The organism is Neobacillus niacini (genome assembly GCF_031457145.1).
Classification (GTDB): Bacteria; Bacillota; Bacilli; order Bacillales; family Cytobacillaceae; genus Neobacillus; species Neobacillus niacini_J.
In genome coordinates this window covers 901776-928248 of the sequence record NZ_JAVDVZ010000001.1, presented here as the reverse complement: position 1 = coordinate 928248, position 26473 = coordinate 901776, and the positions used below count along the sequence as shown (strand labels likewise).

Below are 26473 nucleotides of genomic sequence, written 5' to 3'. Positions count from 1 at the left end.
TACGCATCGTCGCCTTGGTGAGCCGTTACCTCACCAACTAGCTAATGCGCCGCGGGCCCATCTGTAAGTGTCAGCGTAAACCGACTTTCAGCTTTTCCTCATGAGAGGAAAAGGATTATCCGGTATTAGCACCGGTTTCCCGGTGTTATCCCAGTCTTACAGGCAGGTTGCCCACGTGTTACTCACCCGTCCGCCGCTAACCAAGAGGTGCAAGCACCTCAAGATTCGCTCGACTTGCATGTATTAGGCACGCCGCCAGCGTTCGTCCTGAGCCAGGATCAAACTCTCCAAGAAAGTTGATATAGCTCATAAAAGTTACGTTGGCTAGTTTCTATAGAAGAAACTAATATTTAATGATTGTTGACGTTCTTGTTTGTTTAGTTTTCAAAGAACAATGTGTCAGCTGTTTTAGCGACAAAAAATATCTTACCACGTCCTCTTCGTTTGAGTCAACACTTATTTATTAACTCATCATGTTGTTGACCACTCCGCGAAGGAACTTTCTTATAATAACATCCCAACAGATTCACTTCAATGTGAAATTTCTTCCAATTCCTCAAAAACCTCTATTTTTGCAAATAGTTTTAAATGGCCCCAAATCTTATCATTTTTATTATCGCCCACCAATACAATTGTAGTAACCTACCTATCCAAAAAACATTATAAGGGAGGCATTGTATGGATCGATCACTCAAACAATTACAAACTGATCTTATATCCTCTGCTAAAAAGGGGTATCCGTTTTTACTATCCGGTTCCATTGCATTTTTATTATTTACTTACCTGCCACTCATTTTCCCCATGGACACCGACTACCTCATCTGGATTTTTGGATCGATTGTCATTTTTCTAATCGGTATTTACTTAGTAAGCCATTAAGTGTTAATGTCACGGCACCCAATAACCCATTAGTCACATTAGATAGAATACTTACAGCACTCCAGGCATTTTGTTTTCCGGTTTTTATCATTATCTATACGTACATTCCTGAATGTCTTCCATTCACGCTCGGATTATTAGGAGCCTCACACTTACTTCCCTATTTGTGGGTATACAAAAGTAAAACATACTTATTTGTTTCTTTAGGTACTTATATAACCTCACTAATCTTAAGAGGAGCCTTTGTTAACCTCGCCTTTACCATCTTGCCCTTATGTATTTCTATTTTGTACGGTATTGGAGTAATACTTATTCATAGAGAACTAAAACGAGCAATTTAAAGCAGGATTTAGTTCTCTATTATCTATTAGCCATGGTAATTGTCCTTTTTTGGTCACTCGGAATTGAATTATTAACCGCTTTTTCTATTAATTGATTTACATTGTATTTCGGTACACTTACTCGAGGAATTTTATTTCCAGCTAATGACTCCGTGTACAATTCGGTGACGTTTTTCTTATCACGGATTTTTGTGATGAGTTGATCTTGTTGGTAAGCTTCTCAAATCTTCGGCCATTCCTCCACCATTTTTTCACATTCAGGATGAAATTTTTGTTTCATATGGGCAATCATTTCTCTAGCTTTGCCGAAAAGGTTTCAGTTTCTTCCTTTGACATCGAATTCCCATTTTCTCTTTCAATTAATGCCTTCGTTCCTCGTAATTGATACAGTTTTCGAACATGATTGACTTGTTCATCCGTAAGGATTGGTATTGATAAACTGTTTGGACGATTTCCCCTAAATAACCGGAGCGGTCTGGAGGAATAATTAAGCTTGCTTGGTTACTGTTTTGATCTTACTATCATAGTTGGTTGGCCAACTGCTGTCCGTCTTCTTTTCGGCTATTTTCATTAAATTCGCAAGAGCAAGTTCGGTCCGGGATTATTAAATTGGCTGGCAATTGTCCCGAAAACAGGTGTTTTTTCATCTGACAAGTCAAACAAATCACGACTGCGCTTATATTGCTTACGGACATCACGTAAAGCATCTTCTGATCCGAACGTTCAAATTTATTGATGACGATAAGGTCAGCGAAATCGATCATGTCGATTTTCTCAAGCTGTGTGGAGGCGCCAAAATTCACTTGTCATCACATACATAGATAAATCACAAATTTCAACGATTTCGGAATCCCCTTGCCGATTCCACTCGTTTCAACAATGATAAATTCATATCCTGCTGCTTTTACCACCTTAATCGCTTCTTTTGTAGCATGACTTAACTCAGACTTTGATCCTCGGGTGGCTAGACTACGCATATGCACGCGAGGGTTATTGATCCGCATTTATGCGATTACGGTCGCCTAGTAAGGCTCCCCCTGTCTTCATCTTAGAGGGGTCAATTGAAATGATGGCAATCGATCGGTCCGGGAATTGATCAGATAACGAGGTTCGAGTTCATCATTTAAAGAACTCTTCTACACCCGTACCGGTCCTCCCTAATACTGGAATTTGCGGTACGTCTACCAACAATTGTTCTAAAGCCGCAGAACCATTTATTTGAGATCGCGTTAACCAAGTTTTCCTCAGCAAACGTAATTAATTTGGCAATCGAGCCCAAGTTTTTCTGCTAAGGAGTCGGATAATCAGTTTCACGAATCATATGATTGATCATTACTTGCAGGCCAAGCTCGTGCCCATCATCTGGGGGAAAAATTTTAGCAATTCCATAGTCGTGCAGTTCCTTAATTTCTGCTGGTACGATGACCCCACTGCCACTGCCAGAAATTTCCATGTGACCCGTGCCCTTTTCTAAAGCAAGTCATGCATATACCTCAAATATTCAACATGACCACCTTGATAGGAACTCATCGCTATTCCCTGTACATCCTCTTGTACTCATAATAAATAACATAATACTGAATTTGTATATAATTCAAAATATTTATTTCTACAATTCTATACAACAGACTGTCGCTTCCGTATTAATCTCAATTGTTGTAAGGACCAATTGTACCATCAACTAGTTATATGGAATGCCATCAATTACTGGCCAAGGATTTTGTCTTTCTATATTAATATTTTATCGACGTTGTAGTGAGATTTTCCGCTGTAATCAAAAAAAAGATGCTGCCCATTTGAGCAGCTAATTTTGAAACAATAATTATTAGAGTTTAGTATCTTTAACTATTGGCAGTTTGCTCATTCACTTTCAAAAGATATCGTTGAATTTTCCCGCTTGGAGTCTTCGGAAGATGATCCGTAAACTCAACTTCTCTTGGATATTGATGTTTAGATAATTTACTTTTAACATATAAGCTTAATTCGTTTGCTAGTTCGTCGGAAGGGGCAAAAGATGAATTTAGAACAACATAGGCTTTTACGATTTCACCTTTAGCAGGATCTGGTTTCCCAACAACCGCCGCTTCCGCCACAGCTGGGTGCTCGATTAAGCTGCTCTCTACTTCAAATGGACCAATCCGATATCCTGCACTGGAAATAATGTCATCCGCACGTCCTTGGAACCAAAGATATCCATCTTCGTCCTGACTGGCGAGATCGCCTGTTAATAGCCATTTTCCCTTTATTTTTTCTTCTGTTTTTTCAGGGTTTTGCCAATAGCCTAAGAAAAAGTATGGAAATCCAGTCGTATCCACGGCAATTTGTCCCACTTTCCCTTTTTCAACTGGATTCCCATCTTCATCTACCAAGGCAATATTAAAACCAGGAGATGGCAGCCCCATTGAACCTGGTTTTACAGCCATATCGGTCATATTAAAATTGTCCACAATCATTCCTGTCTCTGTACAGCCATAGTGATCATAAATCTCTCTTCCGAACGTTTCCTTAAAGAAACGGACTACTTCCGCATTTAATGGCTCACCCGCACTGCTAAATTTTTTCACTTGAATATTATATTTTTTCGCCAGTTCAGGACCATATGTCATCATCATTCGATAGGCGGTTGGAGCATATGCAAAGTTGGTAATCTTATATTTTTCCAATATAGTATAGACCTTTTCAACATTAAAAGAACCTTTATAAACAACAATTGAAATGCCATAGCTTAAAGGGACGAATGTACAATTGATTAGTCCATAAGCCCAGCCTAAATCTGCTCCCCCAAACATGATATCGTCATCCTCTACACCGATCCCATGTCGTACATAAGGATAAGAACTAAGTAGGATTTTATGAGCCCAAACGGCTCCCTTCGGCATACCAGTTGATCCTGATGTATATTGGATCACACTTGGCTCCATTATATTTGTAGGTTCTGTTAGATGCTGGTCTGAAAAAGACCCTATAAATTCCCAAAACGTTAATCCGTTGCTTGTTAATCCGTCCGTCAAAATAAGTTCACTTGGAATCGATACTTTTTCGATTTTTGCAGCTTGTTCTTGGTTGGTTACTAATATTTTACAATCACAATCTTCTAATCTGTATTTGATTGCTTCCTGAGCAAAAGCTGTAAACATCGGTACATAAACTGCTCCTACTTTCCATGTTGCCAGTACCGTGATAATCAATTCCATGTCCTTACCGAGAAGCCCTGCCACTCGATCCCCTTTCTTTACTCCAAGGTACCTTAGTGCATTTGCCATACGATTCGATTGTTCTTTTAGTCTTTGGTATGTCCATACATCTGTATTTCCGTCAGCATCTTCCCAATAAATTGCAACCTGATTTGGGTCATCTGCCCAACGATCACAGCATTCATGTCCCATATTAAATTTTTCTTGTACATTCCAGTCAAATGTTTTCATTACCTTTTCCCATGAAAAACCTTCAAGGAGTTCTTGATACTTCATTTCAATCACCTCGTAAAATATAAATTAATAGCGTTATTTTTCCATTTAACTTAAGCGCTTTCACAGGAGTGTAATTAAATTTTCACAGCTGAATAATGTTAAACCATCATAAATCTAGCTGTTGTTTTTATTCCTACCATGCTGCCTCTAATAGTGAAGTAATTTCTTTATTTAAATCACCAGTGCCCAAAACAAAACTATTTTCTTCACCTTGAATATCGATAAGGATATTTTTTACTACTGAAGGAATGCTTTCTTTTTTAACTTCAAAATCTCTTAAGTGGTGTGGAATTTCCAGGTCTTGAATCAGACCTCTAATTAATGTAGGAGCCATACTGGCGTTTTCGGTTCTATTTTCCTTACTAAAACCTAAAGCTTCTGTTATTTGTGCCTGTTCATCACTCGTTCTTGGTAATAAAAACTTCATTACATGGGGAAGCATAATGGCAGAGGTCATTCCATGAGGTATGTCATAGGTTGCTCCCAACTGATGGCCAATACTATGAGATAATCCTAATTTAATATTAACGACAGAAAATAATGATAACCAGGCTCCTAGTTGACATTCCAATCTAGATTCTAGGTTTGTAGGATCATTTTTAGAAATAGGTAAGTGATCATAGAGTTTTTTTAACGCTTGTAATGCTAGACTCGTATTAATTGGATTTGGAACAGGAGTATATAGAGTCTCAACTGCATGATCGACAGCACGAATCCCGGTTGATATCCAAAGCCAATCAGGGGTCTCGACCGTATATGCAGGATCTAGAAAAACGAATTTTGGTGTCATGTTTAGATGGGAAAACTTATATTTTACATGATCCTCTGCCTTCGTCGTACCTGCTATGCTTGTAAATTCTGATGCAGATAGTGTTGTAGGAATCGCAATATGAGGTAAATAATCCAGCATCAGTGGTGCTTTTTCTCTTAAATTCTCCGAATAAGGATACAATTCGTCTTCAGACTGAATGCCTTCAGCTAAAACTAATGAAAGGATCTTTGCTGCATCGATGGGACTGCCACCACCACAGCTAAGGATAAGGTCAGGGTTAAAATCACGAATTTCTTTTATATTTTGCATCAAAATGTTGCCGGGGACATGTTGTTTTGAGTAGGTTACATATGTGCCTAATTGATTTGCGTGGAGAGTATCAATCATCCTTTGATACGCCTTTGTTTTTAACATACTATTAGTGGTGACGATCAATAATCTCTTAGCATTAAGCTTCTGTATTTCGCTTACAAGCTGTTCGGCTACGATATTAATCCCGTAATGAATCCGTTCTACAGGCAGATACTGGTAAATCATTCTTGGACCTCTCCCCTTTCATTAATATGTAAAGTCATAAATCAAACAACTGTTTGTTTTTTAATTATAAACAAGAAAGTTAGTTTTGTATATAATTTTATGAATATTAAAAATTTTTAGTTCAAAATAATTATATACTAGAAATAAAGTAAAATACAATGCCTCCAATAGTGTCTACTAATAGCTAAAAAGGACATTTAAAAACAGTGAAATTTCAATGTGAAACCTCACTGCTTAAAAAGAATCTCCCCCTTCTGATAAGATTTAGCTATTATTCCGATTTTTCCCGAAAAGTAGCAAATGGCTTTATCTTAAGTACCATCGACCATTTTTATTTATTAATATTCCCCTGCTTTTTAACCTTCTTAAATACCTATTTACCATATCGGTTCTAACATTTTCATTCATCATTTTTTGGCAATTGTTAAGAATATTTTCGGCAGATAATCCCGGTGAATTTTGTAATAAACCTTTTATTACCTCATCCAAGGGGTTCACCTCCTAAGTATTAAAGTTTCTAACACGATCAAATAAAATGAAATCACATAATAAGGAAGCTATTAAGGTTTACTCCAAACTCCTTGAAGTACAAATGCATTAAATTGTTTTGAAATTTCATCAAATGAATACTTGTTCTCAGGTGAATACCATCGCTGCATGTAATTATAGACACCAAAAATGGCAAAAGTCATCAGTTTCGGATCTAAATCACTGCGGAATTCTCCCTTTTCAATCCCATCTATCACAATTTTACGAAAAAGATGGTCATATTCGTCCCCAACTGTTGCAATTTCCCCGCCGAATTCCGTTTTGAACCACTCGATTGAAATCCAAACGAATAACTCACTTTGGTATTTTTCAAAACTTGAAATATGATTGTTCAAAGCTTTTTCTAATTTAATAGAAGGAGAATCGCTTGAATTGACAATCGCTTTTAAATTCTCCGTCATTTCATTCAATGGTCTTTCAACAACAGCATATAATAAATCATCTTTTTTCTCGATATAGTAATAGAGGCTTCCCTTAAGCATTCCCACCTCATTCGCAATATCCTCTAAAGTGGCCGCTTTATACCCTTTTTCCCGAAAAACCTTGGCAGAAGCATCTACAATTTTATTAAATTTATCAATTGATTTATTCGTTTTTTTAATATTTGGTTTTGCCACCATCTTTTCCCCCTTTACCCATTCATTAGGTTTCATTTAACATAATGAATATTATATCTCATAAATCTTTTTTATAAAACAGACGATTGTTTGAAGGGTTTTAGAGCCCCATTTCCATTATTCTTCAGAGATATAATAAGGTCACTCATTGCACTTGAATGGGTAAAGTTGAAAAAGTATCGTCACGACCACTAGCCTTAAGACTTATAACCTTTTTCTATCCATCAAAATTTTCCCGTTTCAGTGATTTCATAGGCAGACAACATAAGATTACTCACTCTATCTTTAAACTCTGCGAATCGACTGTCGTTCGTCTGCCCGACCTTCCACCGATAATAAATTTGTTGTAAGGCTACAGCCAATTTGAAATAAGTAAAAGTCACATAGAAATCCAACGGAGGAATATCATAGCCTGTTTGGATTGCATACCTATGAATAAACTCATTCCTCGTAATAAACCCTGGCTCGGTGGTTACGGTTGGGAGACTCTCTTTGAGGTAGTCAGGATCATCTGGTTCTAACCAATAACCTAATGCTCCGCCTAAGTCAAAAAATGGGTCTGCGACAGTTGCCATTTCCCAATCTAATATCGCTTCTATTTTTGTAAAATTTTTTAAGAATAACATATTATTTAATTTATAGTCATTATGAATTAAGCTCGAATAGTGGGAATTAGGGATGTGATCGACCAACCATTGAGATAGCTTTTCAAAATACGGGATATCATCTGTTTTGTACTTGAGATAGCGTTGAATCCACCCATTTACTTGTCTCTCTAAAAATCCGCTTGGCCTACCAAATTTGGATAAATCAGCGTGTTTATAGTCGATTGTATGCAGTTGAGCGAGTGCATCGACCACCTCGATTGAAATGTTTACACGTAATTCATCCGTCGCATTAAATCCAGCCGGAAACTGATCGTTTAATACTACCCCTTGTTTTCGTTCCATCACATAAAAAGGTACGCCTAACACTTCTGTATCTTCACAAAAGACATATGGTTTAGGAACGAATGGGAAAACAGGATGTAGTCTAGTTAATAAATCTGATTCTCGTTTCATATCATGTGCTTTTGGCGGAAGTGGACCTGATGGTGGACGACGCATAACGGCTTCCCAATCACCGCAGCGAATAAAGTAGGTTAAATTCGAGAAACCTGTTGTAAATTGTTCTACTTCAAGCTCTTTATTCTCGAAATCATTTATATGTTCGGCTAAATAAGTTTTTAATGCATTTCGATCAAAGTCCTCACCATCCCGAACTGGAACGGTATCTTTCTTTTCTATTTGTTCCAATCTATTCACCTCCAAAATTTAAAAAAACTAACGGTTGTTTGATTTTTATTATAATCGTAAATGGAATCCTTTTCAAGTATATATTTTAAATTTTCTGAAAAAAATAGACTAAATGGAGCTTGGTTCTTTAACAATCATTAATAGGGTTTACTGTAGAGTACGCTTTAACAGGAATAATCAAAAAAGAATTCATTATAGGGAGGACTCCTTTCTTGCTTCTTCCTCGCTACAATAGAATTCTAGTTATCTAACAACATTTTTTCAAAAAACGTATTTTATATAAGATCACTAACTTTAATTAAAGTCGGTGATAACATACGTTCCAGTATTGGAGAAATTTGCCATATCTTCAAATATTTTATTTACATCTGATAGTGCAATCTCACCCGAAACCATTCTTCCTGGCTGTAAATCACCTTGAGCAACAGAAGCCAAAAGCTTATCAAAGCGATGAACAGGGAGACCTAAAGTTGTATACAGGTGAATTCCTTTCATCAGCATCTCATCGATTGGAATCGAAATATAACCAGATTCTGCCTTCGAGGTGACACCAATTTGTAAGTGTCTTCCGCCTTTTCTTAAGCTATGGATCGCATTTACACATGTTTGGGCAATCCCTAGAGCATCCACAGATACATCTGCTCCACCTCTTGTTAATTCCTGGACTGCTTCAATCGGGTTATTATTTTTGCTGTTTACCGTATGAATCGCACCCATTTCTTTTGCTAAACTCAGATTCGATTCATTAATATCCACGCCAATTACATGCGCCCCTAATGATTTTGCAATATGAATTGCAGACAAGCCAATTCCGCCGCAGCCGTATACTACAACTGTTTCTCCAGGGCGAACCTTCGCGATATCAACAACTCCATGGTAAGAGGTCATTACCCGGCAACCGAGAGCGGCGCCATCACGGAAACCGATTTCCTCTGGAAGATGAACGAGATTGCGATCCGCATGCGGAACCGGTACATATTCTCCAAAACCTCCGGAATAAGTAAATCCTGGAATATCAGGAGAGTCACATAAATGAACGTTCCCTTTTAAACAGTGCGGACATGAGCCCTCGCTTCCAGTAATCGGTATAATGACGCGATCACCTTTTTTAAAGTTCTTTACTTCGCTTCCTATCTCTTCGATGACACCACATAACTCATGGCCTAACACATTGGAACCTGAAGCAAGTTCCCCAGCCCATACATGCCAATCACTTCGGCAAACACCATTTGCTTTTACTTTCACAATGACTCCATTTTTATCAATAGTTGGATCTGGAACATCTTTCAAAACCATTTTTCTAATATCTTCTAAAACAAGTGCTTTCATTGAATTTCCCCCTCATTTACCTGTATTTTTTAATAAAACTTAAATGGATAAGGTTTGAAAATACCTGTGTAAAAAGAAAAGAAAACAATTAAACTAGCGGACCATATCCTTAATCTAAGTTAATCCAAACATTTTTAATTTCTGTATACATATCAATGGAGGCGGCGCCATTTTCCCTTCCAAGTCCACTTTGTTTATATCCTCCAAATGGTGAGCCAGGTTCCGTAATATTGTACGTATTCACCCAAACATTCCCCGTTCTCAATGCCTGTGCGACCTTATGTGCTTTCCGAAGATCGGTTGTACAAATTCCGCCACCTAAACCATAAATCGTATTATTTGCCTGCTTAACAACCTCATCAATGTCAGTAAACGGCATTGCTCCAACGACTGGACCAAAAATTTCTTCTTTTGCAATGGTCATTTCATTATGGACATTAGAAAGAACCGTTGGCTTGACGAAATGGCCTTTTGCCAAATCAGCTTCAGTTGCATCTCCACCAATCACGACTTCGGCCCCTTCTCTTTGTCCAATATCCAAATAATTTAAGACCCGACTTTTCTGTTTTGCTGAAATAAGAGGTCCGATGACAGTCTCCTTATCGAAACCGTTTCCAACTTTATAGTTCTTGGAATATTCCGCTAGGTCTGCTAGGAATCGGTCATAAATTTTACTCTCAATAAACAATCTTGAACCAGCAAAGCACACTTGACCGGAATTAAAGAAGATCGAATTAGCAGCATTAGCAAGAGCCGTTTCATAGTCAGCATCTGCAAAAATAATATGGGCAGATTTTCCGCCTAGTTCTAAAGTTACTTTTTTAATATTTGATGCACTATTTTGGATAATTTGTCTTCCAGTTTCCGTAGATCCGGTAAAGGCAATTTTATCAACATCAGTGTGAGATGCTAATGCTGAACCAACAGTTGGACCATAACCAGTGACAATATTTACAACACCATCTGGGAAACCAGCCTCTTGTACCAGTTCAGCAAATCTTAATAGACTGATAGGAGTTTCTTCAGATGGTTTAACAATCACTGTATTTCCAACGGCAAGAGGGGCGGATACTTTCATGATGGCATTCATTAATGGAGCATTCCAAGGAACAATCCCTGCACACACGCCAATAGGTTCACGGATTGTGTAATTAAAGATATTCCCTGGTGTCGAAGAAGGTATGGTTTCTCCCGTAATTTTTGTGGCCCATCCTGCGTAGTAACGGAAATTGTCTGCTGCTGCAGCTGCAAAACCGGTGGTTAATGAAACCGGCTGTCCATAATCAAGTGTGTCTAAGTGAGCTAATTCTTCTGCATTTTCTTCAATTAGATCCGCTAGTTTTAAAATCAATCTAGCACGCTCATTGGGTTTCATTTTTGGCCAAGGGCCTTCTTCAAATGCTTTTCTAGCAGCTCTTACTGCTCTGTCCACATCTTCCTTATCACCTTCGGCTGCAGTTGTGATCAACTCTCCAGTTGCCGGATTTCTTATTTCCGTCCTTTTTCCGGAAATCGCGTCTACCCACTGGCCACCAATAAACATTTTTAATGGTTTGGAAGTAAACTCTACTGCTTTTGGGTGCAATGCAATTAATGTAGTCATCCCAATCCTCTCCTCCTTTTATTTGCTATCAAAATAGGAAAATCTAAGATGCCGTTTTATTATAAACACTATTCCGATTACTCAGAATATTGTTTACGTACAATCATAGGTACTTGGATGAAGAATACCAAGCATGAACATGAAAAAACACTCTTACATAAAACTAACGGTTGTTTGATTTAATTTTATCAACCTTTATGGGTAAAGTCTATATTTACTTTTAATTTTTCTGACTCTTCTGCCAACTAGTCGATCGATCGTTCGTTATGGTGAAATTACTTTTAGAATTTTCTAATTACTGTATTGCGTTCTATTATACTAGCCTCTATAATAAACATGAAAACGATTTCAAAAAAGATAGGAGGAATTTAGAATGACATTACAACCCGCAGTAAAAAAACTAGTAGATCAAATTAATGAGGCCTTTGCCTCAGGTGTTCCTAAAATTGAGGAAATGTCCGTGCAAGAAAACCGGGACGGGCTTATGGCTTTTTACAAAGATTTACGTGGAGAAGTACAAGAAGTTGCTAAAGTTGAAGATGTTCAGATTCCTGTGGATGGATCGGAAATTACACTTCGTATATACACTCCAGAAGGAGAAGGTCCATTCCCGGTTATTATGTTCTTCCATGGAGGCGGTTGGGTACTAGGTGATTTAGAAATCGTTGACCCAATTTGTCGTTCGCTTGCAAATTCTACCGAATGTTTGGTTGTTTCTGTCGATTACCGCCTCGCGCCTGAATATAAATTCCCAGTTGGAATTGAAGACTGTTATGCTGCTACAAAATGGGCGGCTGAAAATATCGCCAATTATAATGGGGAACCTAACCGTATTGCCACATGTGGCGATAGTGCAGGAGGTAACTTAGCGGCCGTGATTCCTTTAATGGCAAAAGACCGTGGGGGTCCAAATATCTCCTATCAAATTATTTTATATGGAGTAACTGACTTCTCCTTTAGCACAAACTCCTATTTAGAAAATGGAAAAGGTTGCTACTTAGAAACAACGGCTATGCGTTGGTTTGCGGATCAATATTTAAATAATGATGAAGAAAAATCACACCCGTATGCTTCTCCTATTCTTGCAGAAGACCTTACTGGTCTACCACCGGCACTTGTATTTACTTGTGAGTACGATGTGTTGCGTGATGAAGGCGAGGCCTATGCTGCTAGATTAAAAGAAGCAGGAGTTCCAGTTGAAGTCGTTCGTTATGATGGTCAAATCCATGGGTTCTTCTGGATGCCTGTACTTATGTCTGATGCACAGGATGCAATGAAGAGAATTACAAACGCACTCAAAAAGCAATTCTCCGCATCTGTAAAATAACATACTAGTTTTAATATCGTTTTGTAGAGGCTGTTTAAGATAACTCATATCTTTTGCAGCCTCTTTAATATGAAAAAGGAGGAAATCAGTTGATAAAGGTATCCACTGTTATAAAAAAGAATAACGATTTATCAATCCCCGAGTTTCATGATTATTGGCTCAATGAACATGCTGATATTGCAATGGGTACCCCCTCTTGGTTTAAATATATGAGAAAATACGTTCAATCCCATACTTTACATGCGTTGCATCCTGATCAAAAGCCAGCTTATGACGGTGTCGCACATTTTTGGGTTGATAGTGTAGATAGTTTCCAGGAATGGTCACGACTGCCAGAACTCAATGTAGTAGCTGCTGATACAAAGAAACTTGTCGAACAGGACAAACTTATCCGCTTATTTACAAACGAGGTTGAGAAGTATTCAACCCCTAACTGGGAGCAAAAAAGCAAGATCAAAAGAATCTCTTTTATAAAAAAATCAAAAAATATATCCGTTAAAGAATTTCACGATCATTGGTCAAACTATCACAGCCAATTAGTCATAAATAGACCATGGTGGAAGCACTGTAACCGTTATGTACAAAACCATATTCAGTACGACGCTTATCCACCTGGTGAATCACCACTTGGTTACAACGGATTTGCAGAAATATGGTTTGATAGTCTTGAAGAATTTAACCAGTGGCAAGCTGGACATCTAGATGATGAAGCAGTCATTGCCGATGAGAAAAACTTAGTGGACAAGGTAGATACTTTCTTTACTTACGAGGTACGTAAACAGCTGTAGAATCCGTATAGAAAAATTCCCTCTACATATATTCATTTGCAGAAAAACAGCGGTGAATGGATTCCCCATTCCCCGCTATTTTATAGAATATTAGATAGCAAAGATTCTAGCGTTAGCTTCAGAAAACACTTACTCATTGCATTCTAAACCTTAAACACATTCCCTGTTATAGGAACTTTCCCATCTGGTTTTTCCTAATTAAAACTCTCCATGGTTACCTTTTGAATTAGAGGTGATTGTTAACTTGTATGAATTCAATTCCTACATTCGCACAACAGCCAATCCAGGAGCTAAAATTTCATCCGCTTCATTCTTTATAAAGACCTCTATTTGGACTTCCCTCTCTTCTTCATTATAAGAGATAACTCTCCCTCCAGAATAAAGCGTTTCGCCAACATAGGCAGCCTTTCGATTAGAATAATCAATGGAGGCTAAATGTCCCTTTTCACCCAGCCACTCATTTACACATTGATTTAGCCAATCTCCCAGTAAAGGACCAGGTACAACTAGATCCGGATAATTTTCCGCTTCTGTCGTATAAGGATAGTCAAAATGGATCCGATGGGCATTAAATAAGACCGCATTATAAAGAAATAATTGTACACTATCAGGCTTGAATTCGCGTTGAGGTAACGTATCGCCAACCTGAATCTGGTTTACTTTCGTCATTACTATTTCCTCCCTAAATACAATTGCAACAAGATAGGTGGCCGAAAATTTTTCTGAGACCCTTTTTAACGTAAAATTCTCGTGGTCGTTTCCTTAAGTACCTTTTCTCCTGATTCATTCACAACGTTCATCGTAATTTCATAGAAAATAAGCGGACCCTTAGATCCCTGTTTCTCGTAAATATCCGTTAATGTCCGGATTGCCGTTAACCAGTCACCGGGCACAATCGGCTTGAAGTATTCAATTTTTAACCCACCAGCCATTGCTTTTTTTAACGGAAATTCCGGTAACAGCGGATCAATCGAAACTCCATCAGGACTGAGTTGATCCATTTCTACTACGTCCCAAAATAGGGAGACATGAAACATTGGTGGCGCCTCATCTCCCTCAAGATACTTCTTAAGTCTTTGTCCGGTCGCAATGGAATATTTCCTTATATCGCGACGGGTAACGATTTCATTTCTTGGCGATGCTAAACGCCCGATATTTGCTAGTAGTTCATTCGACAATAACTGACTCACACCATATTCCCCCGTTTATTCTGATATCTCTCCCTTAACTCACGCTTAAGAATCTTACTCGTTGGTGATTTAGGGAGACTATCCACGAATTCAACTGAACGCGGTTTCTGATAGGAAGCTAGATGTTTTTTAGCTGTCTCAATAATTTCTTGCTCGGTAGCTGTCCGTCCTGGTTTCAGAACGACTGCCGCTTTTACTAACTCTCCCCACTCATCATCAGGTACACCAAAGACAGCTACTTCAAGAACGGCATCATGTTGGTAGATCGCGTCCTCCACCTGGGTACTGTAAATATTTTCACCCCCAGAAATGATCATGTCTTTTGCGCGGTCCACAATAAATACATATCCATCTTCGTCCCATGTAGCGACATCGCCTGTATATAGCCAACCATCTCTTATGGTTTTAGCAGTGAGTTCTGGTCTTTGCCAGTACCCAATCATATTCGCATCCGATTTCACAATAATTTCACCAGCCGTCTTCCCATCTCTAGGAACAATATTCCCTTGTGGATCTACAATTTGAAGTGTAGTTGTAAAAGCCTCTCGACCACAGGAAGACAATCGTTCAGGATGAATACCATTGATTGCATTTAAATGATCTTCCTGAGAAAGAAACGTCATTCCCATTCCTTCCGTTTGTCCGTAACCTTGGATTAACGTACAAGGAAAAGATTCAAGTGCTGCTTTTACTACTTTCATTCCCATTGGTCCGCCACCATATTGAATGTTACGAAGACTGCTAAGATTGTACTGATCAAAATGATCAACCGACATCATCCAATTGAGCATAGTTGTGATCCCCAAGAAAGCGGATACATGTTCTTGCTCGATGACTTCAAGTGCTAATTTGGCATCAAAGTTGATTAGAACTAAAGGGCAGCCATGAGCCATGTAATTAACCGCAAGAACAATTGGGATGTGGAACATCTGTCCTGTCAGCATGTAGACATCTGTAGGAACAATACGCTCCCCAACTGTCTGATTTAACATCCCAGCATAAAAACCTTTATGCGTATGCAGAGCTCCTTTAGATTCTCCCGTGGTCCCGCCTGTATAAAGAATTAACATTGGGTCGTTATCGCCGACGGTTGCGGACTGTTTTGGTTCTTCGGAGGAGGCAGCCTCAACAAGCCGTTCATATGATCCATCCCCATCTTCTCCATACTCTAACCAATGGTCAATATCTACGAGCTTTTGAAGTTCTTGTTGGACTTCATGGAACTCATCAGAACTGACTAGGACAGAAGGTTTTCCATCTAATAAAATACGACTTAATTCACCAGTACCCAAACGCCAATTAAGCGGCTGAATAATTAATCCAACACGGGCACAAGCAAAGTAATTTTCAATGTACTCGATGCTGTTCTTCGAAATAACCGCAACGCGATCTCCTTTTTTAAGACCTAAATCATTTATATATCCATTTGCTACTCTGCGAACGCGTTCGTCTAATGTGCCATAATTCATTCGGCAACCATTTGGAATATCGATTAATGCTGGTCTTGTAGGATCCAGCTTTGCGTATTTCGCTGGAATTTGTCCGATATTTACCATAGCCCCATGCCTCCACAACTTTATTTGGTTTATATATGCTGTTCATAAATAAAAAGCGCCCTGTTATAGATCATCTAAGGGCACCTTCTGCCTCTGGAAAAAGAGAATTCCTGTTCCTAAAGAATTAGAATGGTAAATCCAAATCTAAATGGCGTTTCAAGATCTTCCAGCTTCCTCCCACTTTTACAACCTCATCACGATAAATTCCTGTCGTTAACAGCTGAATGCTTCCATTCTCCACCGCCGTCAATGTTAAACTTGAAAGGACTGTAGCCGCTTCATCCCCTTCTTTTTCAAAAAATACATTTGAAATATTATGCAATCGCTTGTCTGTCTGACTTTCCATTGCACCCGTCATCATTTTCATGATTTCTTTATGGCCTTCAAAAGGTCCGATTAACTCTCCATCTGCAATGCACATGGTCATTACAGCTTCCTCTGCGTAACAATTTGCTAACATTTCAATCGTACGTGAATCATACCCGTATGCCGATTTATATAATAATTCATGAATGGCTAATTTTTCGTTCGAATTCATCCTTATCCGCTCCTTTTATTTAAACTCTTTTGTTAAACAGGCAGCTCAATATCAAGATGCCGCTTGCTAACTTTCCAACGCCCATTAACCTTTACTACTTCATCGCGGTAAATACCGGTTGACAAAAGCTGACAAACTCCATTCTCCGCTGCCATAAGAGTTAGACTGGAAAGAGCAACTGCTTCCTCTTCTCCTTCACTCTCAAAGAAAATATTCGAGATCTGGTGCAAGCGTTTATCTGTTTGCCGTTTCATTGCTCGTTTCATAAAATTCAGTACCGCCTCTTGACCATCATAAGGACCAATCAAATCACCGCCGCTAACACGTATCGTCATTACTGCATCTTTCGTAAAACATTCTGTTAACATGTCAACATTATGCGAGTCATATCCATGTGCAGCTCTATATAATACTTCATGAATGGCAAGCCTTTCTCCTTGATTCACTTTCATCACTCCTTATTTGACTCAATCTCTCCGAGGGCCTGAATTAATTCCTTGCCGCCTTTTACTTCCTTTTCAAAAAGTTCCCATGCCTACCTCGTTGCTTCTTTCATCAATCGACAAGTGCCCATTACGGATGCTTTATTGGAATAAAAAGATACTTAGCCAAGGATATTTATTTCTCCAACACGATAATCCTCTAAATGAATGGCTCGGATTCGATTGGCATAACGAGGAATAATGTCTATTGGATTCGATCCTGCTCGCCAAATCCAGTGAACATCCAACTCAATTCCTAAAAATATTATGTTTTCCTTCTTCTCCACAAAATCTCCCTTCAGTGGGACTGGCAAGTCGCATCTAGCAACGGGGCTCGGCATTGTGATCGCTAAACACATTCGGTCCTATGAACGCAATGATTAAAAATGGCTATAAGGTTGAGTTTATTTCAGCTGCAGAATTAGTAGTGTTTTTCATGAAGATACGCTCTGACAAACCTCATACGACTTGCGGAGAGCTAAACGCAGAAGAGGAAAATGCGTTGTTTTCGACCCTGTAGAATAATATCCGCCTCTCCCCAATCGAATTGGAATTGGTACGGAAGCTAAACCATATGCAAGATTTATTCGCTTCGAAAAAACGGATTTGACGTATGAACAATTTCATCGGAGTAGAAATAAAGTTGCTAATTTTATAGCATCGATGGGGATTGTTTTTGATAATCTAGATTTGAGCCGTTTTTCTATGGTTTGATCACATAAAAAATGAGCCACATGATTTCCAATTCTATTAACCTCTCTTATGATAGGAAGTGACCAAACTTCCTTCAATATGAGAGGACTAAAAGGATGATCGAAATGGCTCAATTTCATAATATCAAATTCTTAAAAGAGGTTGAAGGTTTGTCACAAAGACAAATAGCGACAAAACTAGGAATATCCCGTAACACGGTAAGCAAATACCTTAAAAACAATACAGCCCGACAACAGTCTTAAGAAAAAACGTTTATGGAACAAAAGAATATTCTTCAGAAACAAAGCGTGTCATTCCAATCATTGTCCAATGGTTAGAAGACGATCAAAAGAACTGGAGAAAACAAAAGCATACCGCCCTTAAAATCTTTAGTAGATTACAAGATGAATATGATTTTAAAGGCTCTGCCTCTAACATTCGTAAAATCGTAGCCAAACGCAGGCACTAATTCAGGAAGCCTTCATTCCTCAGGACTTTCAACTCTGCCACGGTGTTCAACTATTTTCCCAAACGTTTCTATTCCACAGTACACATTTTTATCCCCTTTTGATCCGTATCAATCATATTGGTTATGATTCTATATAATTTATTTAAGGTTTACTTGCTGTTTCCCAAATTGTTGTACAGGCTTATTCGCAATCATATTAAAGTCGCTGTACTTATCTTGAACAAACGATATGGCTAGGGCTCCTAAAAGAGCCGGAATCGCAAAGCTGATAAAATTCATATGTGTTGGTAAGCTTAATTCAAGTAACAATCCGCCAAAAGCCGGTCCTAGCATTGCACCAATACGGCCAATTCCGCTAGTCCAGCCGACCCCAGTAGATCTTATGTGAGTTGGGTAGAACTTGGAGGCGTAACCGTAGTTCGTAGTTCCAGGACCATTGGAGCATGCTCCTGCAATGGCTACCAATAGGTACAATATGATTGTCCCTGGCTTGAGTCCAAGTAAACTTAAACTAATAGCACCCAGTATTAACATACCGGCAATTACCTTTTTTGGTGCTTTGCGATCTGCTAACAATCCTCCAGTAATATTACCTACCATCACTCCAATATTTAAAGCAAACAAGAACAGTAAACTAGATGTTAAAGGATAGCCAGCTTGAACCATTAGTTGAGGAAGCCACGTACCCAATCCATATATCACTAATAAAGCCATAAATGATGTAATCCAGAACATGATTGTTGAAAACCCTCGCCTTTCGTCAAAAAGCTTTGCTACGGGCATACCTGCTTTAGGTAAATAAACTTCAAAGCTATCATCTTTTTTAGGTATATATAATGGATTTAATCGTTTTAATATGGAACTGACTTTTTCATTATCTTTTCTTACAACAAGAAATGCTAACGATTCAGGCATATACTTAATCATGAATGGAACGGCTATTAAAGGTAGTCCACCGATAAAAAACATCCATTCCCAACCAAATCTTGGAATAATGAATATTCCTAATAACGCTACCCCAATCCCTCCAATAGCAAAACCCGACGATATTAAACCAACAAGCATACTTCTACTAGGCTTTGGTGCATATTCAGAAGTAATTGCGATTAGAAGTGGTGGCATCCCACCTAATCCCAAGCCACCAATAAAGCGGTAAATGGTAAAATCAACGGGTCCTTGAGCAAATCCGGTTAAGAAGGTAAAAAAACTAAAAATAATGAAACAAAAGATAATTACCCTCTTTCGTCCCAAAAAATCAGCTAGAATTCCACAAACCAGTGATCCTATTAAACTTCCAAACATGGCTAAACTTCCTATAGCACCAGCTGTACTTGTCGTGATTCCCCATTCTACGCTAATACTAGGAATGACAGAACCGAATACGATCATGTCATAACCATCACATAACATAATAAAGGCGCACCATGCAACAACTCCCAAATGTAGAGAGTTAAATTTACTCTCATCAACTACTTGTGCTACGTTAATCTTTCGCATAGTATTCCTCCTAGAATAGTAGAATCGCGTTCACATTCATTCCAAATTTTCAAATGAACTTGAGAGGTTGTTAGACAAGTTAAGTTAATAAAAAGATAATCTTAACGATTATTCATTATCATTGACAACCCTTAACGGAGTACCTTATACCCGACGAGTTCAGGGACCCACGTATCGCCAGTTACACCTTCCACCCTTAGCTTGTATTTTTCGATCCTTTGGGATGGGGTTCTTGGAAATTCCTTTACATAACGAGGAACAGCAAAATAGGCCATTCTGGACTGTCAAAAGTCGAGTAGTTCTTCTGGGTTAAGCTTTTCACCTTCGCGCAAGATCACAACTGCCAGTACTTCATTCTCTGAGATTTCTGAGGGAACGCCAATCGCCGCTGAGTCCAGGGCTTTGTGATGAGTGTTGATCACCCGTTCTATTTCGCAAATCAAACAAACAACCGTTTTATTTACTTCGTTATTTTTTTTGTTATGTTTGGGACGAAATTTTGGAATCGAAATCTCTTTGGACCAATCCTCAAAAACGACTTCAACCTCCATACCTATTACAACGCTTTTAGGATCACATTGAACCACATTACTCATCATCGTCCTGCACCAGGAACCTGACGTTCTCCAGCCTGATGGCGAAGTTGCATGACAGCTTCCGTTAATGCAAAGATTGATCCAGGATTCCCTGGGTGACAATGAGACAGCAAGCCTACGTGGGTGTTCACCGGAATCTTCCCCTCAGTTCAATTGCACCACTTTCAACGAAAGATCCCCCTTCTCCTTTTCCACAAAAACCAATATCTTCCAACTCGATCAGAACGGTCGGGGTAAAGCAATCGTAAAGTTGGGCAAAATCGATATCCTGTGGACCCAACACAGCCATTTCATAGGCGCGCTGCCCAGATTCGACGGTAGCAGAGGTGGTGAGACTGCGTGCTTGGCTAATATGCTCATGGCTGTGTCCTTACCAACACCGAGTATGTAGACTGGATGATTTGGAAAATCGGAAGCTCGCACGGCAGATGTAAGAATAACAGCTGAGCCACCATATGAAATTAAAGAGCAATCCAAAAGATGCAAGGGATCAGCAAGCCTACGTGAATTTAATACGTCTTCCACCGTGATTAAATCTCGCATTTGAGCGTTCGGATTAAGACTTGCATGTTTGCGACAAGCAACGGCAATGGCGGCAAATTGCTCAGAGGTTGTTCCGTATTTTCCCATATGTGCCTGAGCTATCAGTGCATATAAAGAAGGTACTGATGGACCATAGGGAATTTCAAATTGAGAATGTCCGGTGGATGCTAGCATAGCCATTGCCTGCTCCTAATTCAATCCGCTTCGCAGACTGTCTGCCATTGTAATCAATACAGTATCGCAGACTCCGGTCAAACTTGCTGACGCCGCATGGTGAAGGATAGAAAAAGTCGTTCCTCCTCCCGTACCAAAACTCGTTTTATAGTTTTTCATATTACCGCTGTCACTAAGCAAATTCTGTAGAGTAAATACTATCGCCACCTAGCACTTTCCTATCCACTTATGAAGATAATAAGTGGATAGGATAATGTGCTGTCTAAATTACTTTGTTGGATCTGGAAGTCCATACACCTTCATTGCATTTTTATAAAGTATTTTCTCTTTTAAATCTTTTGGCATCCTCGCAAAAGCAGCATGTGGTGCATCAAACTCCCAATGAGGGTAGTCACTTGCAAATAGAATTCGGTCTTCACCAATCATTTTAATAATTTGAATGACATGCTCTTCATCCTCATGACGCTCAGGTTCAATAAATGGCTGAGTTCCAAACCACATTTGTTCCCGAATTTGCTGACTTGGCGAACGTTTTATCCAAGGAACCTCGCGTTTTAAGTTTCTCCAGTGAGTGTCCATTGTGTACATTAAGTTTGGCAAATAAGCAAATCCACCTTCAACGAAGACCATTTTAAGATCTTGATATTTTTCTAATACACCGCCAAAAACGATGCTATTAATCTGTGCTTGGTAGGTTAATCCATTATTTGTTTGCGCCTCAGGATAATAGTTTCCTATAACTGGCCCCTGCCTAAATAGTCCTCCTGGAACCGATACATGAAATGTACAAACAAGTCCATTTCGTATTGCGGCCTCCCAAATAGGATGATAACGTTTATCTCCCCATCCCCCATATGGTGAATGAATCGAAAATCCAACTTGAGCCATTTGCGGATGACTTCCAACACGATCGATTTCACGCGCAGCAGCTTCCGGATCTTGAGGGGCAATAATAACAGAACCGCGAAGACTAGGATCCTTTGCTAACCAAGTATCAATTTGCCAGTCGTTGTAAGCGCTCGCAACAGCTGTTGCCATTTCATGCTGTGCTGAAGCGGCTAACATAAAGCTTGAGTCTGGGAAGAGAATAGCGTTTGCATAATTGTATTTATCAGCGACTTGTTCTCTAAAGAAATCAAGTGAAGAACACCCTAGGCCCCCTTCAGGAGGAATACTATCCATGCGATGACCAGCATTTGCAACAATCGCCATAATTGGAATCCCTGGGAATACACCTTTCCATTTACAATCAGTTAAGAAATCTCTCCAATAATCACTTAAATAAGGATTAAGGTCTTCATAGCTTTTAGGATTTGGATGAACATCACAATCAATTACAGGAATGACTTTACTATTAACGGCTGATTGTATTTTACTTTTTTCAAGAGTTTTACTCATTTTTCTTATCCCCTTTCAATATTAGGTCTTACGTATTTGCATTCAAACTAAGAGTGAATATCTTTTTAAAACAAATAGTTGTTTGATTTGGAAAATAAAATAAATGATTGTTTGATTTTTTTTAATAGTTTACGCGTAAACAACAACCTCGTCTGCTTCTACTTTTACTTCAAATGTTTTAATTTTTGTGTTCTCAGGATCATGCATCGAGCATCCAGTTTCGACATCAAAACTCCAATGGTGCCATGGACAGTAAATAAATCCACCTGGTTTTTCGTAATAGACTTCTTTAATCTCTGATGTTGCCCTTGCCGCCCCTCTCAAAACACCTTTTTCAAATTCTGCACCTTGGTGAGGGCACGCATTTCGAACTGCATAAAACTCATCTTCTTTTCGAACAACTAGAATGGATATTCTCCTAACCTGAACAACCTTACGATCTCCTGGTTGCATCTCACTCTTTTTACAAACTACAGTTCTTTCTAATTCCTTCACATTTGATTTCAAAGATGAACCCTCCCTTATAAAATATATTACATTCTACCTACTTGACCCATTATAAGTATGAAATTACCCTAAGTCAATTCCAAATATTCTAAATATTATAAAAAGGGTCATTTTACCTATTTATCTCCTCACTTCATACCCAACACGTTCGCGATCCCAAGTATCTTCTTTCATTCCCTCTTGGCGAAGCTTGTATTTTTCCACTCTTTGAGAGGTGTTTTTCGGTAGTTCCTTAACAAAGCGAATAAAGCGTGGAACCGCAAAGTGTGCCATGCGATCTTGACAGAAATCCAGTAACTCCTCGGGTTTTAGCTCTACACCGTCTTGCACAATCACTACTACCATCACTTCTTCTTCAGAAAGTTCAGACGGCACGCCGATGACCGCAGATTCGAAAACCTTTGGATGATCATTGATGACACGTTCCACTTCATAAGACGATATATTCTCCCCTCTTCTGCGAACAACATCTTTCTTGCGATCGAGAAAATAGAAATATCCGTCTTCATCCATTTTTCCAGTATCGCCCGTATGAAACCAAAGATTTCTCCAAGCTTCCACGGTTGCCTCAGGCATGCCGTAATATCCTGAAAAAAGAATACCAGGTTTCTTTGGACGAACGACAATTTCACCAGCCACTCCAGGAGGACATGGATTGTCATTTTCATCATGAATTTCAACCTCATAAACTGGAACAGGAAAGCCGCAGGAACTTTTTTTAAAGGAATCCGCTGGGTTGTATAGAGCTGTTCCTAATTCCGTTGAACCATACACTTCAGATATTTTCAACTGAAATCGATTTTGAAAATCCTCATAAATTTCCACTGGTGTTGGGGCACCAAATGCTTTTTTCACCGGGTTATCAGCATCGTTCGAACGTTCGGGCTGCTTCATCAGCATTGTTAAGAGAGAGCCCATAAAATTGAAGGCGGTTACTTGTTCCCTTCTCATGGTATCCCAGAACCTTGATGCCGAAAATCGACTATGCATCACAACATCCCCACCCACTAGTAACGCGACTAGAATCGATGTGTATCTAGCGTTAACATGAAACAAAGGAAATGCGGTAAATAACCGATCTTCTGGTCCATACTTCATCAACTCACATGCCGTTTTCGCCACACTAAAAGTCGCTGTATGGCTGAGAATGACCCCTTTTGACGGACCCGTCGTTCCAGACGTAAACAGTATAAGGGCGGTGTCCTTTGGCTCCACTTTTACATCAACGGCTGCATCGCTCGTCATAGCAAAAAGGTCCGCATAAGAATGATAAACTAGTTGAGGATCGATTGCCTCATAATCTTCGCCAACAACAATGACATGTCGAAGATGGGTAAGTTCACTAGAAATTTGATTCACACGTTCCACCCATTGAGAGGAAACAACCACCGCTTGACACTCTGCTTTATTTAGAATATACGTCAGCAGGTCTCCTCGAAATGCCGTGTTAATCGGAACTTCGATGACCCCAAGACGCGACAGACCTAACCATGTTGCTAAAAACTCAGGACTATTCGGTAGCATGACCGCACAGGTTTGGCCCTTTGATAATCCTAGTGACGTGATAAAATTTGCCACTTTGTTTCCACTTCGATGAAGTTGGTCATACGTAAGATCCTGATTTTCAAAACGAACAAACCGAGCATAAGGTTTTATTTCCGCACGATGCTCAACAATCTTCCCGAATGTTTCGACTCCTTTATACATTTTTCCATCCCCTTCCTAGCATTCAAAATCTTAACGATGAATTTTATAGCCTATCTTTTCACGATCCCATGAATCTGGAGTAATTCCTTCTGAACGAAGCTTATATTTTTCAATTCGTTGCGAAGGTGTTCTTGGAAACTCTTTCACAAACCTTATATACCGAGGTAAAGCAAAATGAGCCATTCGCGGCTGACAAAAATCTAATAGCTCTTCTGGATCTAGCTCACCCTCACGTAAAATCACAACAGCCATTACTTCTTCTTCCGACAGCTCTGAAGGAACACCTACGAGTGCAGCTTCCGCAACCTTTGGATGCGTATTGATAACATGTTCAATTTCGTACGAAGAAATATTCTCTCCTCTTCTTCGAATAACATCTTTTTTTCGATCGACAAAATAGAAGTATCCATCCTCATCGATACGTCCACGGTCTCCAGTATGGAACCATAGGTTACGCCACGTTTCAACCGTTGCTTCAGGCATTCCATAATACCCTGAAAATAATACTCCGGGTTCCTTAGGACGCACTACAATTTCCCCGACTTCCCCGACAGGGCAGGGTTGATCGTTTTCATCGTGAATGGCCACTTCATAGACAGGAACAGCTTTTCCACAGGAGCCTTTACGGAAGGATTCCGCACGGTTGACCATTGCTAACCCTACTTCTGTCGACCCATAAGCTTCAGTAATTCTCAGATTAAACCGTTTTTCAAAATCCTCAAATATTTCCAATGGTGCCGGTGCTCCTTGAATCATTCGTACTGGATTGTCAGCATCATTCGGCCGTTCAGGCTGCTTCATCAGCATCGTCAGAAGCGAACCCATATACGTAAAGGTTGTAATTTGCTCTGCTCGACAAATATCCCAAAATCTTGAAGCAGAGAATCTTTCATGCATAACAACATCACTACCAGCGATTAACGCAGGCAAAATCGTCGCATAACGAGCGTTCACGTGAAAAAGTGGGAACACGGTAAATAGACGATCGTCTGGACCATAATTCATTAGGTCACAACACGTAGATGCGAGGGCAAAGTTTGCTCGATGGCTTAAGATCGCGCCCTTTGTTGGTCCCGTCGTTCCAGAAGTAAATAAAATTAATGAAGGATTATTTGGTGAAATCTCAATATTTAAGGAAACACTGCTTGCATTCTCCATTAAGTTTTTATATGAATGACCTATCATGGGGTCCGGCAATGGCTCAATATCCTCTCCAACGACAATCACATGCTGAAGATGTTCCAGTTCTTTCGAGATATCTTCTAATCGTTCCACCCATTGAGAAGAGATAACGATCGCTTTACATTCTGCTTTATTCAAAATATACGCCAATAAATCGCCACGATACGCCACATTGATTGGTACTTCGATGACACCAAGACGGGCAAGACCAAGCCAAGTGGCAAGAAACTCGGGGCTATTTGGCAACATTACCGCGCAGGTTTGTCCCTTTGATAATCCTAACGAGTTCATCACATGAGCTATTTTATTTCCCTCGCGATGAAATTGACCATAGGTGAGATCAATCGATGAAAAGCGGACGAATCGTGAGTTTGGGGCCTTTTCAGCACGGTATTCAACAATTTTTCCAAATGTTTGAGTTCCAGTATACATTT

General features: G+C 39.3%; 27 protein-coding genes, 1 rRNA gene and 2 pseudogenes. 5 read left to right on the top strand and 25 right to left on the bottom strand.

Features of this window, described 5'->3' with window-relative positions:
- Positions 1–294 (bottom strand): 16S ribosomal RNA (locus tag J2Y03_RS04830); the annotation flags it as partial.
- A 384-nt stretch (positions 295–678) separates the two neighbouring features.
- Here J2Y03_RS04830 and J2Y03_RS28880 point away from each other — a divergent pair.
- Positions 679–1220 (top strand): annotated as a pseudogene (locus J2Y03_RS28880) (DUF7010 family protein).
- 809 nt (positions 1221–2029) lie between these two features.
- Here J2Y03_RS28880 and J2Y03_RS28875 read toward each other — a convergent pair.
- The 10 genes from J2Y03_RS28875 to J2Y03_RS04785 all read right to left on the bottom strand — a co-directional run bounded on the left by J2Y03_RS28875 (position 2030) and on the right by J2Y03_RS04785 (position 11392).
- Positions 2030–2224 (bottom strand): hypothetical protein, encoded by a 195-nt coding sequence (locus J2Y03_RS28875; protein ID WP_396954162.1) that lies wholly within the window; start codon positions 2222–2224, stop codon positions 2030–2032.
- Positions 2211–2267: a hypothetical protein gene (locus tag J2Y03_RS28870; RefSeq protein WP_396954170.1), complete on the bottom strand. Its 57-nt coding sequence runs from the start codon at positions 2265–2267 to the stop codon at positions 2211–2213. Before J2Y03_RS28870 ends, J2Y03_RS28875 begins: the two co-directional genes overlap by 14 nt.
- Before the next feature lie 241 nt (positions 2268–2508).
- Positions 2509–2673, bottom strand: a complete 165-nt coding sequence (locus J2Y03_RS28865) for a hypothetical protein (protein ID WP_396954161.1) — start codon at positions 2671–2673, stop codon at positions 2509–2511.
- Positions 2674–3061: 388 nt separating this feature from the next.
- Entirely contained in the window at positions 3062–4690 is a 1629-nt protein-coding gene (locus J2Y03_RS04815) for an acyl-CoA synthetase (protein WP_310191252.1), read from the bottom strand.
- A 133-nt stretch (positions 4691–4823) separates the two neighbouring features.
- Positions 4824–5999, bottom strand: coding sequence for an iron-containing alcohol dehydrogenase (locus J2Y03_RS04810; RefSeq protein ID WP_310191249.1), 1176 nt, complete (start codon positions 5997–5999; stop codon positions 4824–4826).
- A gap of 306 nt (positions 6000–6305) precedes the next feature.
- Positions 6306–6488: a hypothetical protein gene (locus J2Y03_RS04805; RefSeq protein ID WP_310191246.1), complete on the bottom strand. Its 183-nt coding sequence runs from the start codon at positions 6486–6488 to the stop codon at positions 6306–6308.
- A gap of 71 nt (positions 6489–6559) precedes the next feature.
- Positions 6560–7165, bottom strand: coding sequence for a TetR/AcrR family transcriptional regulator (locus tag J2Y03_RS04800; RefSeq protein ID WP_310191242.1), 606 nt, complete (start codon positions 7163–7165; stop codon positions 6560–6562).
- A gap of 224 nt (positions 7166–7389) precedes the next feature.
- A complete protein-coding gene (locus J2Y03_RS04795; protein ID WP_396954160.1) occupies positions 7390–8469 on the bottom strand; it encodes a phosphotransferase family protein in 1080 nt (359 codons plus the stop codon).
- Positions 8470–8754: 285 nt separating this feature from the next.
- Complete coding sequence (locus J2Y03_RS04790; RefSeq protein ID WP_310191237.1) at positions 8755–9789, bottom strand: zinc-binding dehydrogenase; 1035 nt, start codon at positions 9787–9789, stop codon at positions 8755–8757.
- 109 nt (positions 9790–9898) lie between these two features.
- Positions 9899–11392, bottom strand: a complete 1494-nt coding sequence (locus J2Y03_RS04785) for an aldehyde dehydrogenase family protein (protein WP_310191234.1) — start codon at positions 11390–11392, stop codon at positions 9899–9901.
- A gap of 373 nt (positions 11393–11765) precedes the next feature.
- Between J2Y03_RS04785 and J2Y03_RS04780 the strand changes: the two genes are divergently transcribed.
- Positions 11766–12719: an alpha/beta hydrolase gene (locus tag J2Y03_RS04780; protein ID WP_310191230.1), complete on the top strand. Its 954-nt coding sequence runs from the start codon at positions 11766–11768 to the stop codon at positions 12717–12719.
- An 89-nt stretch (positions 12720–12808) separates the two neighbouring features.
- Positions 12809–13507: an EthD domain-containing protein gene (locus tag J2Y03_RS04775; protein ID WP_310191227.1), complete on the top strand. Its 699-nt coding sequence runs from the start codon at positions 12809–12811 to the stop codon at positions 13505–13507.
- A 261-nt stretch (positions 13508–13768) separates the two neighbouring features.
- Here J2Y03_RS04775 and J2Y03_RS04770 read toward each other — a convergent pair whose 3' ends face one another.
- From J2Y03_RS04770 to J2Y03_RS04745, 6 genes are all read right to left on the bottom strand, one after another.
- Complete coding sequence (locus J2Y03_RS04770; RefSeq protein WP_310191224.1) at positions 13769–14176, bottom strand: hotdog family protein; 408 nt, start codon at positions 14174–14176, stop codon at positions 13769–13771.
- A 65-nt stretch (positions 14177–14241) separates the two neighbouring features.
- Complete coding sequence (locus tag J2Y03_RS04765) at positions 14242–14697, bottom strand: FAS1-like dehydratase domain-containing protein (RefSeq protein ID WP_310191221.1); 456 nt, start codon at positions 14695–14697, stop codon at positions 14242–14244.
- Complete coding sequence (locus J2Y03_RS04760; RefSeq protein WP_310191217.1) at positions 14694–16253, bottom strand: AMP-binding protein; 1560 nt, start codon at positions 16251–16253, stop codon at positions 14694–14696. Before J2Y03_RS04760 ends, J2Y03_RS04765 begins: the two co-directional genes overlap by 4 nt.
- A gap of 124 nt (positions 16254–16377) precedes the next feature.
- Positions 16378–16791 carry a nuclear transport factor 2 family protein gene (locus J2Y03_RS04755; RefSeq protein ID WP_310191214.1) on the bottom strand — a complete coding sequence of 138 codons (414 nt, stop codon included), beginning with the start codon at positions 16789–16791 and terminating at the stop codon, positions 16378–16380.
- 32 nt (positions 16792–16823) lie between these two features.
- Positions 16824–17237: a nuclear transport factor 2 family protein gene (locus J2Y03_RS04750; RefSeq protein WP_310191212.1), complete on the bottom strand. Its 414-nt coding sequence runs from the start codon at positions 17235–17237 to the stop codon at positions 16824–16826.
- A gap of 158 nt (positions 17238–17395) precedes the next feature.
- Positions 17396–17560, bottom strand: a complete 165-nt coding sequence (locus J2Y03_RS04745) for a hypothetical protein (RefSeq protein ID WP_310191209.1) — start codon at positions 17558–17560, stop codon at positions 17396–17398.
- Positions 17561–17640: 80 nt separating this feature from the next.
- Between J2Y03_RS04745 and J2Y03_RS04740 the strand changes: the two genes are divergently transcribed.
- Positions 17641–17793 carry a hypothetical protein gene (locus J2Y03_RS04740; RefSeq protein WP_310191206.1) on the top strand — a complete coding sequence of 51 codons (153 nt, stop codon included), beginning with the start codon at positions 17641–17643 and terminating at the stop codon, positions 17791–17793.
- A gap of 289 nt (positions 17794–18082) precedes the next feature.
- Complete coding sequence (locus tag J2Y03_RS04735) at positions 18083–18229, top strand: helix-turn-helix domain-containing protein (RefSeq protein ID WP_310191203.1); 147 nt, start codon at positions 18083–18085, stop codon at positions 18227–18229.
- A gap of 344 nt (positions 18230–18573) precedes the next feature.
- Here J2Y03_RS04735 and J2Y03_RS04730 read toward each other — a convergent pair whose 3' ends face one another.
- The 8 genes and pseudogenes from J2Y03_RS04730 to J2Y03_RS04690 all read right to left on the bottom strand — a co-directional run bounded on the left by J2Y03_RS04730 (position 18574) and on the right by J2Y03_RS04690 (position 26471).
- Positions 18574–19932 carry an MFS transporter gene (locus J2Y03_RS04730; protein WP_132094857.1) on the bottom strand — a complete coding sequence of 453 codons (1359 nt, stop codon included), beginning with the start codon at positions 19930–19932 and terminating at the stop codon, positions 18574–18576.
- A gap of 284 nt (positions 19933–20216) precedes the next feature.
- A complete protein-coding gene (locus J2Y03_RS04725; protein WP_310191198.1) occupies positions 20217–20528 on the bottom strand; it encodes a PhlB family protein in 312 nt (103 codons plus the stop codon).
- A pseudogene (locus tag J2Y03_RS28860) lies at positions 20528–20880 on the bottom strand (thiolase family protein). The gene J2Y03_RS04725 and the pseudogene J2Y03_RS28860 overlap by 1 nt, the downstream one beginning before the upstream one ends.
- A 380-nt stretch (positions 20881–21260) precedes the next feature.
- Complete coding sequence (locus tag J2Y03_RS04710; protein WP_310191190.1) at positions 21261–21425, bottom strand: hypothetical protein; 165 nt, start codon at positions 21423–21425, stop codon at positions 21261–21263.
- Positions 21426–21512: 87 nt separating this feature from the next.
- Positions 21513–22643, bottom strand: coding sequence for an amidohydrolase family protein (locus J2Y03_RS04705; RefSeq protein ID WP_132094853.1), 1131 nt, complete (start codon positions 22641–22643; stop codon positions 21513–21515).
- A 129-nt stretch (positions 22644–22772) separates the two neighbouring features.
- Positions 22773–23150: a Rieske (2Fe-2S) protein gene (locus J2Y03_RS04700; RefSeq protein WP_132094851.1), complete on the bottom strand. Its 378-nt coding sequence runs from the start codon at positions 23148–23150 to the stop codon at positions 22773–22775.
- Positions 23151–23270: 120 nt separating this feature from the next.
- Positions 23271–24857 (bottom strand): AMP-binding protein, encoded by a 1587-nt coding sequence (locus J2Y03_RS04695; RefSeq protein WP_310191187.1) that lies wholly within the window; start codon positions 24855–24857, stop codon positions 23271–23273.
- Between the two features lie 30 nt (positions 24858–24887).
- Positions 24888–26471 (bottom strand): AMP-binding protein, encoded by a 1584-nt coding sequence (locus J2Y03_RS04690; protein WP_310191184.1) that lies wholly within the window; start codon positions 26469–26471, stop codon positions 24888–24890.
- Positions 26472–26473: the final 2 nt, after the last annotated feature.

Bases quoted from the DNA above. Each gene is read 5' to 3' on its own strand.
- J2Y03_RS04735 (WP_310191203.1), top strand. From the start codon at position 18,083: ATGATCGAAATGGCTCAATTTCATAATATCAAATTCTTAAAAGAGGTT.
- J2Y03_RS04790 (WP_310191237.1), bottom strand. From the start codon at position 9,789: ATGAAAGCACTTGTTTTAGAAGATATTAGAAAAATGGTTTTGAAAGAT.
- J2Y03_RS04730 (WP_132094857.1), bottom strand. From the start codon at position 19,932: ATGCGAAAGATTAACGTAGCACAAGTAGTTGATGAGAGTAAATTTAAC.
- J2Y03_RS04755 (WP_310191214.1), bottom strand. From the start codon at position 16,791: ATGAATTCGAACGAAAAATTAGCCATTCATGAATTATTATATAAATCG.
- J2Y03_RS04740 (WP_310191206.1), top strand. From the start codon at position 17,641: ATGAACGCAATGATTAAAAATGGCTATAAGGTTGAGTTTATTTCAGCT.
- J2Y03_RS28865 (WP_396954161.1), bottom strand. From the start codon at position 2,673: ATGGAAATTTCTGGCAGTGGCAGTGGGGTCATCGTACCAGCAGAAATT.
- J2Y03_RS04705 (WP_132094853.1), bottom strand. From the start codon at position 22,643: ATGAGTAAAACTCTTGAAAAAAGTAAAATACAATCAGCCGTTAATAGT.
- J2Y03_RS04785 (WP_310191234.1), bottom strand. From the start codon at position 11,392: ATGACTACATTAATTGCATTGCACCCAAAAGCAGTAGAGTTTACTTCC.
- J2Y03_RS04815 (WP_310191252.1), bottom strand. From the start codon at position 4,690: ATGAAGTATCAAGAACTCCTTGAAGGTTTTTCATGGGAAAAGGTAATG.
- J2Y03_RS04780 (WP_310191230.1), top strand. From the start codon at position 11,766: ATGACATTACAACCCGCAGTAAAAAAACTAGTAGATCAAATTAATGAG.
- J2Y03_RS04690 (WP_310191184.1), bottom strand. From the start codon at position 26,471: ATGTATACTGGAACTCAAACATTTGGAAAAATTGTTGAATACCGTGCT.
- J2Y03_RS04695 (WP_310191187.1), bottom strand. From the start codon at position 24,857: ATGTATAAAGGAGTCGAAACATTCGGGAAGATTGTTGAGCATCGTGCG.
- J2Y03_RS04770 (WP_310191224.1), bottom strand. From the start codon at position 14,176: ATGACGAAAGTAAACCAGATTCAGGTTGGCGATACGTTACCTCAACGC.
- J2Y03_RS28875 (WP_396954162.1), bottom strand. From the start codon at position 2,224: ATGCGGATCAATAACCCTCGCGTGCATATGCGTAGTCTAGCCACCCGA.
- J2Y03_RS04725 (WP_310191198.1), bottom strand. From the start codon at position 20,528: ATGAGTAATGTGGTTCAATGTGATCCTAAAAGCGTTGTAATAGGTATG.
- J2Y03_RS04760 (WP_310191217.1), bottom strand. From the start codon at position 16,253: ATGGTAAATATCGGACAAATTCCAGCGAAATACGCAAAGCTGGATCCT.
- J2Y03_RS04810 (WP_310191249.1), bottom strand. From the start codon at position 5,999: ATGATTTACCAGTATCTGCCTGTAGAACGGATTCATTACGGGATTAAT.